The sequence below is a fragment of the Thalassoglobus sp. JC818 genome, assembly GCF_040717535.1.
Taxonomy (GTDB): domain Bacteria; phylum Planctomycetota; class Planctomycetia; order Planctomycetales; family Planctomycetaceae; genus Thalassoglobus.
In genome coordinates this window covers 62,977-77,733 of sequence record NZ_JBFEFI010000010.1, presented here as the reverse complement: position 1 = coordinate 77,733, position 14,757 = coordinate 62,977, and the positions used below count along the sequence as shown (strand labels likewise).

Annotated in this window: 9 protein-coding genes; 3 read left to right on the top strand and 6 right to left on the bottom strand. The window is 53.1% G+C overall.

What is annotated here, in order from left to right; translation table 11 throughout:
* Positions 1-54 precede the first annotated feature (54 nt).
* The 3 genes from AB1L42_RS20925 to AB1L42_RS20915 all read right to left on the bottom strand — a co-directional run bounded on the left by AB1L42_RS20925 (position 55) and on the right by AB1L42_RS20915 (position 3,930).
* A complete protein-coding gene (locus AB1L42_RS20925) occupies positions 55-915 on the bottom strand; it encodes an alpha/beta hydrolase (protein WP_367060967.1) in 861 nt (286 codons plus the stop codon).
* Between the two features lie 172 nt (positions 916-1,087).
* The gene (locus tag AB1L42_RS20920) at positions 1,088-2,755 is read right to left on the bottom strand and encodes a sigma-70 family RNA polymerase sigma factor (protein ID WP_367060964.1); all 1,668 of its coding nucleotides are present in this window, start codon (positions 2,753-2,755) and stop codon (positions 1,088-1,090) included.
* A 719-nt stretch (positions 2,756-3,474) separates the two neighbouring features.
* Positions 3,475-3,930, bottom strand: a complete 456-nt coding sequence (locus AB1L42_RS20915; protein WP_367060961.1) for a hypothetical protein — start codon at positions 3,928-3,930, stop codon at positions 3,475-3,477.
* 173 nt (positions 3,931-4,103) lie between these two features.
* Between AB1L42_RS20915 and AB1L42_RS20910 the strand changes: the two genes are divergently transcribed.
* On the top strand, positions 4,104-5,105 hold the full coding sequence (locus tag AB1L42_RS20910) for a sugar phosphate isomerase/epimerase (protein WP_367060958.1): 1,002 nt from the start codon (positions 4,104-4,106) through the stop codon (positions 5,103-5,105).
* Positions 5,106-5,230: 125 nt separating this feature from the next.
* On the opposite strand, the gene AB1L42_RS20905 is transcribed toward AB1L42_RS20910, so the two are convergent.
* The 3 genes from AB1L42_RS20905 to AB1L42_RS20895 form a co-directional block, all read right to left on the bottom strand.
* Entirely contained in the window at positions 5,231-8,257 is a 3,027-nt protein-coding gene (locus tag AB1L42_RS20905; protein WP_367060955.1) for a hypothetical protein, read from the bottom strand.
* Between the two features lie 2 nt (positions 8,258-8,259).
* The gene (locus AB1L42_RS20900) at positions 8,260-9,300 is read right to left on the bottom strand and encodes a KpsF/GutQ family sugar-phosphate isomerase (protein ID WP_367060952.1); all 1,041 of its coding nucleotides are present in this window, start codon (positions 9,298-9,300) and stop codon (positions 8,260-8,262) included.
* Positions 9,301-9,607: 307 nt separating this feature from the next.
* Complete coding sequence (locus AB1L42_RS20895) at positions 9,608-10,732, bottom strand: hypothetical protein (RefSeq protein WP_367060949.1); 1,125 nt, start codon at positions 10,730-10,732, stop codon at positions 9,608-9,610.
* A 179-nt stretch (positions 10,733-10,911) separates the two neighbouring features.
* On the opposite strand from AB1L42_RS20895, the gene AB1L42_RS20890 reads away from it, so the two are divergent.
* Positions 10,912-12,393, top strand: a complete 1,482-nt coding sequence (locus AB1L42_RS20890; RefSeq protein ID WP_367060946.1) for a MotA/TolQ/ExbB proton channel family protein — start codon at positions 10,912-10,914, stop codon at positions 12,391-12,393.
* Positions 12,394-12,565: 172 nt separating this feature from the next.
* Positions 12,566-14,674, top strand: a complete 2,109-nt coding sequence (locus tag AB1L42_RS20885; RefSeq protein ID WP_367060943.1) for a hypothetical protein — start codon at positions 12,566-12,568, stop codon at positions 14,672-14,674.
* The last annotated feature ends 83 nt before the right edge of the window (positions 14,675-14,757 follow it).

Here is a 14,757-nt window from a genome sequence, read left to right as displayed (position 1 = left end):
GTGAAGTTGTACTCGTCGAAGCAGGCAATGGCCTTAATGTGCAGAAGGAAAGAACTACTGCGATTGGATCATCCGTGGAAGCGATCTCAGAAATCGATCGAGTGCTTTGTAGTAATTGTTTGACTGGGGATCGTTGTGGTCGGCGCCGGGAATTCGGATGAACTTTTTGGGGGCAGGGGCTGCTCGAAAGAGTTTTTGACCTGCGGCGAATGGTATGAGCCGGTCGCGGTCGCCGTGGCTGATCAGGAAGCTCGTGTTGATCTCTGAGATCAGTTCGACGGAGTGGAGTTTTTCGTCCGGAATTAGAAATGCGAACTTCGGGGCGTGCAGTTCTGCGACTCCCCGGTAAGAAGCGAACGTGCTTTCCAGAATCATCCCGCGTGGGGGGAGGACAGCGGCGATTTGGATGGCCATGGCCCCCCCGAGTGATCGCCCCATTAGTACGATCTCGGACTCAGGGATTTGGGCGATCTCAGCAAATTTGGCCCGTGCTGCGAAGCTGTCAGCAATCGCTCCGTCAACTGTCGGGAGCCCCTCCGAACGTCCATAGCCTCGGTAATCGAATATCATCACGCTGAGCCGATGTTGCTTGGTGAGCTTCTCAAGAAGTTGAGCGCGATCGCTGAGGTTCTTACCGGTCCCGTGAAGATAGAGGACATGCGCGACGGAACTGGGAGCGGGGCAAAACCAGCCATGAAGCTTCGTGCCATCCTCAGATTGAAACTCGACGTCTTCGAAACGCAGATTCATCGGACTCCAGTTTCCTTCTGGAAATCTGGAAGGACGAAACAGGAAGACTTCGTCCAGCGACGGCCCACCTGTTGGTGAGTCTTGAGCCATCAAGTCTGGAGCGGTTGCAAACTGAACGATGATTGTCAGTAGCGCGAACTGAATCTGCTTTGCCCGGAACATCATCAGTGGGAACCCATGGTCAATGGTTTGCCAGTCAATTGAAGATGACGATGAGTGAGTTGATCACTGAATCATCGGAGATGAACATCAAAAGAAAAAGCCCCAACGTCCAAGTTGGACATTGAGGCTTCCAGGAGTGGAGAGGACTCGTTGCACCCAAAGTGAGAGGCCCCACTTAGATTCCCGGAATCTCCAGGTTCTCTTCAGTGGCGATCTTTCGAATCTTCTGCATCGCACGGGCTTCAATCTGACGAATCCGTTCTTTGGTCACCCCGAACCTCGAACCAACTTGTTCGAGTGTTTCCGGTTCGGAACCTTTCTCCAGTCCATATCGATGAAGGATGATTGACTTCTCACGGTCGTCGAGGTGTTCCAGGATCGACATGATGACTTCGTGCTGTCGCGCGTTAGTCACCTCATCGTAGAACTGACTTCCTCGATCATCTTCGGAGAAGTGGAATACTTCCTCGTTCCCGGTTCGGAATCGATCGAGAACCTTGTTCTCTGCCGGAATCGAACGGGCGTAGTTCTTCATGATCGCCCAGGTGGCGTAGGTCGAGAACTTGTTCCCTTTGGTGTAATCGAACTTCTCGATCGCACGCATCAACGACATGTTTCCGTCGCTGACCATCTCGAAGAAGTTGACGGTCGGCTTCATGTGTCGTTTGGCGATGGAAACGACGAGTCGCAGGTTACTGCGAATCAGGAAGTTCTTGACCGCGACCGCTTGATTGATCAGGTCTTCAAGCTTGTCAAGTTGCCGACTTTTCGGCTGCTTGAGGTCGATCTGTTCTTGTAGTTCGGCAGCTTTGAACTTCAGGTAGTTCATCTTCCGGAAGTAGTACCCTTCCTGCTCCCGTGTCAGAAGCGGAACGGTGTACAAACTGGCGAGGTATGGAGGCAGTCCAGGAGGAGCCTTCATAACGCGGCCGGATTGTTCAACTTCTGGCGGTGGTCCGAGAATTTCCCGTTCTTTGCCGTCTTCGTGAAACTCGGGGCTGTCCATGAACGCGACCGGGCTACTGAGCAGAATCGAAGCTCGCACTTCGTTCACAATTCGGTAGACGCTGGTCTTCGTGCGACAGAATTCTTCCGCGAGCAACTCAACAGACATCCCGTTGATGAAGCGTTGGTAGATCTCCATCTTGCGGTCATCGGTCAGTGGAACAGTCGAATTCGGGAACACTGCGTTCTCGGGGTTTTCTTCGTCGTATTGCTTGATTGTGTACCGAATCGCTTCTGGCGATCGGTTGAATGCGCGAGAGAGCCGCTTACTGACTTCCGACGGACACGCACCATGAATGGCGAGCCGGCGGGCTTTGGCGATCATCTCTTGGCGTTCAGTTTCTGTAATCTGTGAGAACTTGGAGCCTCGCTGAATTTCGGTATGATGCTCGTTGACGAATCGATCGACGGATGAGCGGAGGAAGCCGACACGTGATCGATTTCCGAAGCGGAATCGACGACTCACAAGTCCGCGTTTTCGCCAGCGATCAACGGTCTTCGTTGAAACGTTGTACTCTTCGCTCAGATCATTGACGGTCAAAACGGGTTCGCCAGCCTGTTCGACGGGCAGGTTTGTTGTTGCCGAGAGTTCTTCGACGAATAGTCGGAGGTCATGAGCCAGGTCGCCGCCGTCAATCGACAGGTCTGGATATTTGTCAGGGCGGAATGTCGTTAGCTGTTCGCAGAGATCCTGATATCGATAGGAGCGATCTTCATCGATCTGCGTCAGAAGTTTTTCTGCGCGATCCATTTGCTCGAGACGCTTATCAATCGGAGCGTATCGTTTCTGCTGTTCGGTCAGTTGTTTCATGACCGGATGATTGAACTTCTCGCTCATCACAAAACCCTTTCCACAGTCACCGCTTCACATTCGTCTTGAACTGAAACCGTGAATCAACAGCGACGTCTTCTGAGAAATCTCATTGTCGCTGATTATTTGTTCGAAATCTTTCTTTATGGCTTGAGCAGAGGACTTTGGTTTCCCCATGCATGCTTAATGTTGCCGTTCAGGTGTTAGTACGGGTGAAGAGACGTTGGGATTACTAAAAAAGTTCGCATGCGAACAATATTTCTGAGAAAAGGTTCCCTGGTTCTTAACAGACCGCTCTTGAGAGAGCAGAGGGAGCGCCCAACGAAAGAAACTTCCTAAGATTGTTGGAAGTTGTTTTTTGGAAACATGTTGAGGCGAATTCGAAGCACTCGCTCAGTGTGTCATCTGACGGAAAGAAGTGTGTCAGATTGATGCAAATTCGATCAGTGTGGGACAATTCGCCACTTCGACATTTTTCTGTGACGAGGAAGTCCTGGAAGAATGGGAAGTCAGCGTGTTCCCGAGATTGTACGAAATCGACCACCTGCTATTTCCACAGGTGGTCATTTGTGTACTGGATTTGCCGGGCAAGAGAGTTTGAGTTCAGAAAAGACTCTTCACGCGCTTTGTGGTGCTTGCCCGAGGTTCGACGCATCCATTCAAAAGCGAGTTAGTGATCGCAAAATCGCTTCGCGATCACCAACACATTGAGTCAATTCAAGAGGCCCGTCAACTTACTGTGTGAATCAGCCGGGGATGCCACGCATTCGCAGGAAACCTGCAATTCCGATGACCACAAGCCCCAGCGTGATCGTGATCGTCATCCACATTTTGCTGTTTTGTCGCATCTTCTCGAAAGCTGCTGCACGTCCTGGCAGGACCGAAGCGATGAAGAAGATAACGAACGCGATGAGAATCTTGATTCCCATGAACATGTGATATCGCTTGTCGCCTTCATGCTCTGGAAGTGCGACCACGAGATAGTTGTAGAAGCCTGAGAAAATCAGCAGTGCGATGGCCAGCCCGACCAGTTGCCGCCAGCTCTTCATCAGCCGTTCTTTCATCGTCGCGTGTTCGTTCTCAGGGAGTTCCGAAGCGGCGGGTTGAACGATGAATTTGAAGAAGATCGCTCCTCCGAGCAGAATGATGGCTCCGAGGATATGGAGAATGCGTGAACTGACTTGAATCGGGAAAGCGTCCATCGAGTGCGTTTCCTGCTGAGTAAGGCGATGCGGTTTGTGCTGTTATAGAGACGTTGATCTCTGGATGGTAGGCGGGAGGGTTTGAATTCTCAGGCATCGTTCTGTACTTTTCTCACAGTTGAATTCAGATCAGTCTTCGTTCATTTATTCGATTTCCGCGAGAGGAGTATAAGATGGGTCGTCCTGTTACCTTGTTCACTGGCCAATGGGCGGATCTACCGCTGGAAGAACTCGCTAAAAAGGCCAAAGGGTTCGGGTACGATGGATTGGAACTCGCCTGTTGGGGAGACCACTTCGAAGTCGACAAAGCCCTCTCTGACGACACTTACTGCGCGAAAAAACGTGATCTTCTGGAACGCCACGATCTCAAGCTCTTCGCGATTTCCAACCACCTCGTCGGTCAGGCTGTCTGCGACAACATCGATGAACGCCATAAGTCGATTCTTCCAGAATACGTTTGGGGAGATGGTGACCCTGCCGGAGTCAACGAACGAGCCATCGAAGAGATGAAGAACACCGCTCGCGCTGCCCAGAAGCTGGGAGTGGGAGTGGTTAACGGTTTCACCGGTTCCAGCATTTGGCATCTGCTCTACGATTTCCCACCGACACCGAAGTCGATGCTCGATGGTGGATTTCAGCAGTTCGCCGATCGTTGGCATCCGATTCTTGACGTCTTCCAGGAATGCGGAGTGCGTTTCGCTCTGGAAGTTCACCCGACTGAAATCGCCTTTGACATCTACTCAGCCGAACGAGCACTGGCTGCGATCGATCGCCGCGAAGAATTCGGATTCAACTTCGATCCAAGCCACTTGATCTGGCAGGGAGTTGATCCGGTCGAGTTCATTCGAGCATTCCCGGACCGAATCTACCACGTGCACATGAAAGATGCTGCGACAACTCTTAACGGACGCAGCGGAATTCTGGCCAGCCATCTTTCCTTCGGCGATCCACGACGCGGCTGGGACTTCCGCAGCGTGGGACGTGGCGGAGTTCGCTTCGAAGAAATCATTCGCGCTTTGAATGCCGCTGGATATCCAGCCGACATGCCACTCTCTGTCGAGTGGGAAGATTCCGGCATGAACCGAGATCAAGGTGCCGCAGAAGCTGCTGACTTCTGTCACAACATTGATTTCGAGCCAAGCAACGTCGCCTTCGACGCAGCATTTGCAGAATAGATCTGATTGCAATTGCCTCTGAGGCAACACAAGCCAGCGAGCCATTCTCGATCGTCGATCAGGATGGCTCGCTTTGTTTTTTGAGAGTGCGTTCAGGCGAGTGATGAGAAATCACAAAACGTGGTCTAGCCGCCAACACCGGTCGAACCGTCGACGGTGACGCTTCGTCGTTTCGGGATGAATTCAATCAACTGATGCGATGAAGGGCGGAACTGCGTTCCCGGTGCTTCTTGGAAGTAGAGGGTCGCTTCGCGGCCAATTCCCCGCAGAACGAAACGTCCCATGCGTTCGTCGAACGAAAGCTCGTCCGCAACTGCTCGAAATCGTTCGCCTTCCAGCTCTGTGGCTTCTCGGGCAAACAGTTCCCAATAGTCCTTGTCACCGAACGACTTTTGATTGATCCGGAGATTGCGGCAGCCAAGCCAGACTGCGTTTGCAGCCTGTGAGCGTCCGGACGAAATTTCGTCTCGATGGAATTTAATGTGAGCCTGTTCCACGGGGGCTGAGAGAATCTCGATTCGCTGATTCTCCAGACTCGCCGAGCGATCTGTAATCTTTCCGTTGATCACTCCCGAAAACTCAATGGTCGAGTATCTCCAGGATTGATCTTCATTGGCCTGAATCGGGCGATTGGCTTCAGCTTTTCCATCCGGGGCAAGTTTCATTGAGTTGCCGAACGACCAAATATGAAACTGACCTGGACCGCGACCAGTGAATCGATCAGCAGATTGGTCGACAATGAAATCGTCGAGTTGACCCTTTCGAACGCCAACGAGCTGATTCTTCAGGAACTCATACGATTCAAATTCCACAAGTTGCGTGGCGTGAATGCTGTGAAGTTCGACGGAGTCAGAATCCTTCGTCCCTTTGTCGAATCGAATTCGATCTGTGAGGCGGACTGAAAGATTCTCGCAGTTCAGGCTGGTGAGGTTTTCTCCGTGATTGTCGAAGGAGCAGCGAATCGAATCGAAGAAACGCGCCGTTTCACCGTCGAATGTCATTCGTTCCTGCCAGACGACTTCCATCATGCCGGGAGTGTCGAGTTCCTTGCCCTCAAGATTTTTGGAGACCGGCACACGTAGTTTTCCGGGGCCGAGAATGGAGATTGTATTTCCGGTCCGGTCGAACGCGAGATTCGCTCCGCCGATCCTTGTAGAGCCGAACGCAATCATGGCTGGTTCAGTGACTGTGCCGCGATCGTCGAGTTGGCCGAGAAGTGTGACGTATTCATTCTGCTGGCGGTCGCGATGCGCCACGACGCGCACGCCGGACATGACAATCGGATTCTCACCACCCAATTCCTGAAGCGATTCGTTCGGCTCAGGTTGATGGGTCATGACGACATCTCCGCGACCATCAACTTTGCGAACATCCACTTTCCCATCGGCCGAATTGTGCTCTAGGTGCACGGTGATCGACTGGGCAGCGACTCGCAGTGGATTGGCAGCTTCCTCGTCTGACTTGTTGCTGCGTCCGTTCTCTTTGGTGGGAGGCTGGGAATTGGATTCCGTTGCTTCACGAGATTCCTCAGAATGAGCGATTCGGACATCGATCGTCTGAGCCCGCTCGATGATCGCGTCGCGTGAGACCATCGCCACGTTTCCAATGGCTTGTGCCCGAGAGACTGGCAGTTGCGACTTGAGGAGCGAATCCGATTTTTGCAGCGACTCTGCATTCTTGAAATCGACCCAGACTTTCAACTGATCGGCTGCGATGCCGACCTGACTGAGGGCACCCGCTTTGGGGTCATCCGTTTTCGGGATCGTAAATTCTGCATTTCCGTTCAATTCGACGATGTGCAAATTCGTGCCGGACTCTGGAAGGACGTTGACTTCTTGGTCCCATTTTGCGCGGACGGGAGTTTGACCAAACGACTCGCTCGTGACGAGCAACTCACCAGCTCCGAGGCACTCAATTGTCTCCAGGTCATTCTTGTCGGTGTGAGTGAATTTGATTCGCGGGCAACGGAACGTCGTCTCGTTCTGACGCACGATGACTCCCTGTTCATCGAGCATGACCGCCGTCCGTGTCAACGCGTCGTAGATGAGCTGGCTCATCGTTCCCTGAACCTGATGTTCATCGGAAGTGAGCTGAACAGGTGTAATTCGCCCACCCAGCCGACGAGTGGTATTGAACGCCTGCAATCGTCTAAACGTTAGATTGTCTAACTCCAAAGTCTTGCTTTTCGAAGTTGTGACTTCCGATGCCAGTTCCGGTTCGAGATCAATTTCCAACCGCTGGCAATGCAATTGCTGTCGGTCGAATTCTTGACCATTGGGAACAATGTGATCGACAACAACGTCGCTTTCAAACGAGGCGAAGCGACGTTGGAAGTCATATTCAAATGGTCCATCGCACGCGATTTTCGCTTGCTCTCGCTTACCGTCGCTGACGAAGGTCGTGTTGATCAGGACGTTCTTACGAAGAATCAAGCTGTGAACTCCGCTCACCTGCGGGAGATCTTTTCCGAGTAGCGGGGCGTCATCGGTCATCAGGTGAATTGCGATCTGGTCAGATGATCCACTGAATTCAGTTTGATCGTTTTCGGTGGGACCATACCGAAATCGGATGGGACGGTCGCTATAAAGCTGGGCACTCTGTTCTGACAGAATGAATTGCTGACCGTCGATCACGAGCCCATCTGGTCCGTCGATGTGCACGGTCCCCTCCAGCGATGCCCAGACCACTCTGCCGGGGCGGCTGTTGGAGAGCTCGAGAGCTTCGTCGAAGAATCGGTTTTGAAATCGAACGAGCGCGCGGTCGGCAATCAGGCGGAACGGGCGCGCTTCCGGATTTCGTGGATCTTTCCAGAGGACAGCCACGGGGGACATTTCCACCGTTCGTCCGTCGTCTTCACCGCTTCCACTTTGTCCGCTGACGAAGACTCGCTTCGTATTCTGAGTGAACAGCATCAGGTCTTGTGTTTGAGACTCGAACGTTTCCAGATGTTCGGAGTTCACCCAGTCCAGATCCGGAAAATACTGCTCGGCAGCTTCGGAGAGGACAGGGGGGCGATAGTCGGTGGAACTCAGCGACGGGAGAGGATCAGGGGCTTTTTGAATGGCCGTCAACGGGAGCATCACTCCGGCATACATGAAGTACGCGGAGGCCAGAAACATTGTCACGGCCAGACAGACCACAAATCGAACCACAGTCAGTTCTCCTGCGTATGTGGTCCGGGGGTTTGTTCATTCGGGAGCCACGCAATGACGTCGGTGATGTCAATCAACCCGACGGGAGCCCCGTGATTGTCGACGACCGGAATCTCGCTGATCTTGCGAGTTGCAAGAAGATCGACGACTTCTGAAAAGAGGGCCGTTGCGGAAACCGTCAGCGGATGTCGAGTCATCACGCTGGCAATGGGATCATCGAAGAGTTCGTCCTGTCGTGACTCTAAGAGCCGGGCGAGGTCACTGTCTGTAAAGATCCCGGTCAGGGCTTCTTCTTCATTGACTAAAAGCATCGCGCCAGTTCTGCGTCCCGGACGTGCCGAACGGGAAATTACCTGTCGTACTGTTTCTCGATCAGACGCGATCCGCAGTTGATCACGTGGACGCATCACCTCAACGACAGGTTTGAGTTTCTGACCAAGACTTCCGCCCGGATGGAACTGGGCGAAGTTGTGCGGTTGAAATCCTTTGCATTCGCTGACGACGAGTGCGAGTGCGTCTCCTAAGGCCAGCATCGCCGTTGTACTGGTCGAAGGTGCAAGCCCCCATCGGCAGGCTTCTCGGGTTCTTCCAATGGGAAGCACGATATCGGACTGTTCCGCGAGGGAATTCTGATTCGTGGCTGTGATGGAGATCACCGACAATCCCAATCTTTTCGCAACGGGAATGACGTTGAGAATTTCTTCTGTTTCTCCGCTGTTGGAAAGCGTCAGCAGGATGTCGTCCGGATGGAGGCAGCCTAAGTCGCCGTGAACTGCCTCCGCTGGATGGAGAAAGTGGGCGCGCGTGCCGGTTGATGAGAGGGTCGCGGTAATCTTCTTGCCGATCAGGCCAGCTTTGCCCATTCCGCAGACGATGACACTTCCGGAACATCTGGAAATGGAATCGACGGCGTGCAGAAACGATGCGTCGAGTTCCCTCGCCATGCTGAGGAGGGCTTCTGCCTCGGTACGAATAATCTCGCGGCCGGCTCGTAACTGTTCGAACTGGCTGAAAGGAATAAGTTGTTTGGCGGAGGTGCTCACAGAGTGCTTCCTGCAGACTGGAGAATCCATTCGAGATGAAATCGAGAGCGGTTTCGAGGACGGAGTGTACGAGCGTTTCGTCGAAGCGGTCAACGCGGATTTCTCTGCAAGAGTTTCGCAGCTGAAGCCTTCGAGAGGTGTGCCAGACAGTCAAACTCCGCGTCGAACGATCGCGTCGTTGATGTCTCAACACTTTTCAAGGAGGCGTGGTTGTAAAATCTGCAAGAGTTTCGGCGGGAAGTGATTCTCCCTGTCGAGATCAAACGTCCGCATGCTAACTCGAATGGGGCAGGGTGTTTCACACGATCTAACGATCAGAAAACTCGACTGTGATTTGCTTACCCTGTTCGGTCGGAACCTTGATGAATTGGAAGTTCGCCTGGACGCGCCCCCAGAGCCGTTCAGGCTGATTGAAATACGTCTGGAGAAACTCAATTACCTCTGGAGCCAGTTGCTGAGCGGAAGAAGCAGATTGAAATCGCGACACCACCAGCACTCCATACTGCCCCGGAGGAAGTTGCGCGAAATGAAACTTGCCTTCGGAATCGGCTTCCGTCAACTGACCGCCGAGTGCGGCAATCGCTGCCGAAAGGACTGCTTCGTCACTCGAATTGGCGCCGACACGTAAGCCCTCTTCGGGAAGCCGACTTTTTCCCGACCGCTCGCGTGGAAGGATGAGCACGCGAGCCCCCTTATCAGGACGAGTTTCTCCAGCTGGATCAGTCCAAGTCACAATTCCGACGAGTGTCGCATCTTGCTGGTCAGCAGCGACCGGAGTCTCGGGATTTTCTTCGGCCTCGGGAGCGACAGGAGGAACGACAACCTCCGGATCCGGGGCGGGAACTTTATTCGCGATGACCACTGCCTGTGGTTCTTCGACTGAACTTGCATTGGAGGACATTCGCCCCAATAGAAAACTGAAACCGCAGGCAGCGACTCCACCCAGAATCAACCATCTCCAATGCCTACTCGTTTGGGGAGCAGGCGAGTTCACTTTCTTGTACGAAGATGAAGGTGCCGCATTGAGCTTGCCGAGCTCCGCGAGTACATCGATTTCGCCATCGCTGATGGATGCATCGAGTGCTTCGACGGATTGCTTCTCCGCAATCGGGACGACAACCGGTCTCGGATCGACTGAATCGATTACTTCCGGCTCTGAACGAGACTTCGAAGCACTTTTCTCGGTTGAAGTCGCTGTCAAGGTCAGTTGGGCAGATGAATCACCCTCAAGGCTGGCGAGTGCGGAGAGCGCATCGCGAAGCTGACTATCTCCAAGATTGATTTCGGGTTTGGGCAGCGGAACGATCGATCCATCAAGTTGCGGAACGCGAATCGTCCTTCCGCAAGTCGGGCAATCGGTGATGGCACCAGCTCTCGAACGAGAAATTCCAAGGAATTGCTCGCAGTGGGGACACCGAAATTTGATGGGCATACCAAACCTCTCACTTCCGACAGTCTCTTCGAGAACCTTCCTGAAAACGGACAGGGATCAAGCATTCCGTAAACAATCTTTGTCGAAGAAGTCGATCATAGTGATACGAACGATTGTACTACAAATTCGCAAGATTCGGCATGGATTGCCGAAGTGTGCCCCAGAACGTGAATTTTATCATGCCTGAGCCAAATCAATTCCAGGAACCTGGCCTCGTCTATCGCTTCTTTACAGCGCCATGGATCTGGGCGGGGGCGATGACTTGGGGGTTGTACCAAGGTCTTCCTCATTTGCCTGTCGGCAAAGACCTCGCGATCCGTTATTTCTGCGGTCATCCACTGGAACGGGTTCTCGCCGGACTGTTCTTCGTCGGTTTCGCGATCATCCTGATCAAAGCGGTCACGATGATCTTCGAGCGAAGGGCGTTTCGTAAGGTGACGACCTTCGGAATCTCGAATCCGAGTGACGAGCTTGAGGAGAATGTGGCTCGTTTTCAGAGTCATCTGACCTCGACTTCCCAGTCGCTGGAAAACACCCAATGGGGACGCCGACTGGAGCATTTGCTCGCGTTCTTCAAGGGACGCCGAAACGGTGACGGGCTGGGCGAACATCTCGTTTATCTCTCTGAATCTGCGATGGATCGGTTGCAAGCGAGTCATGCACTCCTTCAAACGGTCATCTGGTCGATTCCTATTCTGGGATTCCTTGGAACTGTGATGGGAATCACGCTGGCGATTGCCAATGTGACTCCGGAGCAACTCGATACTTCCCTCGACGCTGTGACCGGTGGCCTCGCGGTTGCTTTTGATACGACGGCACTGGCGTTGTCATTGTCGCTAGTCCTCGGCTTTGCATCGCTGTTCGTCAAACGGGCAGAAGAGGGTTTGTTGACGGATATCGATGAGCGTTGCCGACTCGAAGTGAATCGTTGTTTCCCAATCGGAGTGACCGGAGATCGCTCGCATCCGTTGTTTGATGCTGAGACAAAAGCAGCCGAAGATCTTCTGAAGCAGACAGCCGAACTGATCAGCGCTCAAACGGAAACATGGTCATCAGCCCTTGATGAACTTCGACAGAACTGGGTTTCCACTCTTGAGCAGCAACAGGCTCATCTTTCCGGATCACTTTCAGACGGAACGGAAACTGCGCTCTCGAATCACGCTCAACAGCTGGCTGAATATCGGGACCAGTTCCTGAATGCTCAAAAGTCACTGAGTGAACAGCTGTCGAAGAACTTGTCTGGAATCAACGACGACCGGCAGGCATCAGAAGCTGTCCTGCTCGAGCGACTGAATACTCTTTCGTCTCAGATTCAGCAAAGTGCTGAGGAAGCGGCGACGAAGCAGCATCGCGACCTTGCAAGAACGCTTGATGAATTCGGAACCCGCGTCGAGTCCTGGCAGTCGAAAACTGATTCGTGGCAGCGACAGCTTGAGCAATTGACTTTGGCGATGACCCGTCAGAGTGCAGCGTTGCTTGAACATGGAGGACAGCTGGAACGGATTGTCGGCCAGGAAGAACAACTGGTCCGGCTTCAGACTCAACTCGATCGAAATCTCGAAGTTGTCCGGACAGGAGAAACGTTCGAGCAAACGCTTCACAACCTCACCGCAGCTGTGCACCTGCTGACAGCAAGAGCCCGAACTCGGGATGCCGCGTAAGCGGTTGCGAGTCGTCATCGCTAAGCCTCTGCTTACGCGAACATACGACGACAGTGTGATGAATGTTCAACAGGCACGGCGAGAATGATCGCCAGCCATCGCGAACAACTGAACTGATTTCGATCCGACAGCCACGACCTGTGGCGCAACATAACCAGCGGTCAGCAACATCGTGAGCCGACGCAAGAGTACACCATCTGTCAACCTGTTTCCCTTTCTTGCAGTTCTCGTCTGCACGATGGGGGCGTTGATCTTTCTATTGCTGATCACCACTCGTCGGATTCAAAAGCAAGCTCTTGTTGAACTTCCGACTGTTTCTATTCAGAGCCCGGTTGAGGTCGTTGATCCACTCCCGGAACTCCCGAAAGTTCCCGAACTTCCACTGACTGTCAAAAAGCCAAACGAAATCGATCCGGATCAACCGATCGACCCACTTTTGACGCCAACATCTGAGGAAGATGTCGCTTGGGAACGTCGCCTCTGGGAAAGGCAACAAGAACGTCTACGTGCCGAGCACTTGAGGTCTCTCAACGAACGCGATCAGATCCAACGGAAAATGGACTTGGAATTCGCCGACAGAATTCAGTCGCTGCGAGCTCAAATCGAGGACAAGACGGAGGAAATCTCGCAGCGACTGGCTGCCGTTGCTGAATTGAAAGAAGAACTCGAACGGCAAAAGACATCCGTCATCGTTAACGAAGATCGGTTGCAGAAACTTCGTGACGTGCTGAGTCAGATTGAGAAAGACGAACAACTTCAAATTGCTGCACGCAATCAGATGGTGACCGAATCCATCGAATTGACGCGGCAGATCGCTCGAGCGGAAGAAAATCTTTCGAACGCGACGGCAGCCACTGAAATCGTCGCTTACGACACGATGACCGGAACAGCGAAGAAGCCGATTCTGATCGAATGTACTGCGACAGAGCTGCGGTTCGTTTCGGAAGGCATCGCGTTGAGTGCGATGGAATTGAGCGGATTTCCTCCGGAATACAATCCATTGCGGTCAGGGGCAGAGGCACTTCTCGAATACTGGGAACGTAACGGAACCGGCGTCGACAAACCGTACCTCTTGCTCGTTGTGCGACCGGGAGGAACGACCGGGTTTTATGTCGCTCGGGGATTGCTTTCCAAACTCGATCATGATTTCGGTTATGAACTTGTGAGTGACGAAACACAATTGAATTGGCCGGAAACCGATCCCGGTGCTGCGGCTGCCTGCGAGCGTGCCGTACGACAGGTTCTTTCGGAACGCGAACACGTCGCTGCCCGAACTGGGTATGGTCTGGTTCGTTCTGATGGCCCACTCGATTTTGCAGATACAGACGGAACGTTCTCACTGCCATCGATGAAGAATGCATCGAAGTCGAGCGGGGGAATGTATCTCGGTGACGAAAAGTGGGTCTCGCCGCATCGACGAGATCGAAGCTTCGTGGAGAAAGTTCCACTGAATGAACAGGTTCGACCTACAACTCCTTCGTCGAGTGCCGCGAGCCAACCGTATAGTTCCTCCACTCAACCGCTGACACTAAAACCACTCAGTCCTGCAGGCGATCGTGAACGGCCGGATTCAAGCTCTTCTTCACCGTTGAGTGAAGAGCGTCCTGATCCGAAGCGATCGTCATTGGGATTGAGTGACGCCGAATCAAGTCTGCTCTCACGGTCGAACCCTCAGGGGCGACCTGGGGAAGCAGATGCGTCAGAGCGAGCACGTCCACAAACCATGATTCGCGGACGATCATCTCGTTCGTCCGGCAATGCAGACGAACGATCGACGGGGAAGGACTCGCCAGCTGTCGGCGATTTGCCTGATATCGTTCCAGAACAGCCGCCAAGCCTTCTGCCCAATGTGGCGTCTCGTCCGATTGATGCATTCGATGCATCATCGACTGGGAACAGTAGTTCTTCTCAGTTCACAGCTGGTCCCGGTGGGGATGATGACGAGTCACCAATGTCGATTCCCTGGACAATTCCGAGACGCCGCGGCGCCATTGGCATCGAACGACAAATCGCCATTCACCTTCGCCCGGAACTGATCAGCATCGAGGATGAACTGGATATCGACGTTCCACTCGAAGCAACGTCCGGTCAGATTCAACGAGCGGTGACGCGTGCAGTTCGCCAGCATACGCAATCCTGGAAAGCGGCTCCTGATTCATTCTTTTGGAAACCAACGGTCAAAATCGTCATCCATCCGGGAGGCAATCAGCACTACGCCCGGGTCAAAGATTTGACGAATCAATGGGGGACGCCAACCGTCGCAGAATATTCATTGGACTGATTGGTCCGATGATTCTGCTCGGTGGCGTGAAAATCAGTCGTGAACGACAAACGTTTGACGCAAACTCGGTAACAAGGTTCTGA

Coding starts and splice junctions, on each gene's coding strand:
- AB1L42_RS20910 (WP_367060958.1), top strand. CDS start 4,104: ATGGGTCGTCCTGTTACCTTGTTCACTGGCCAATGGGCGGATCTACCG.
- AB1L42_RS20915 (WP_367060961.1), bottom strand. CDS start 3,930: ATGGACGCTTTCCCGATTCAAGTCAGTTCACGCATTCTCCATATCCTC.
- AB1L42_RS20895 (WP_367060949.1), bottom strand. CDS start 10,732: ATGCCCATCAAATTTCGGTGTCCCCACTGCGAGCAATTCCTTGGAATT.
- AB1L42_RS20920 (WP_367060964.1), bottom strand. CDS start 2,755: ATGAGCGAGAAGTTCAATCATCCGGTCATGAAACAACTGACCGAACAG.
- AB1L42_RS20890 (WP_367060946.1), top strand. CDS start 10,912: ATGCCTGAGCCAAATCAATTCCAGGAACCTGGCCTCGTCTATCGCTTC.
- AB1L42_RS20925 (WP_367060967.1), bottom strand. CDS start 915: ATGATGTTCCGGGCAAAGCAGATTCAGTTCGCGCTACTGACAATCATC.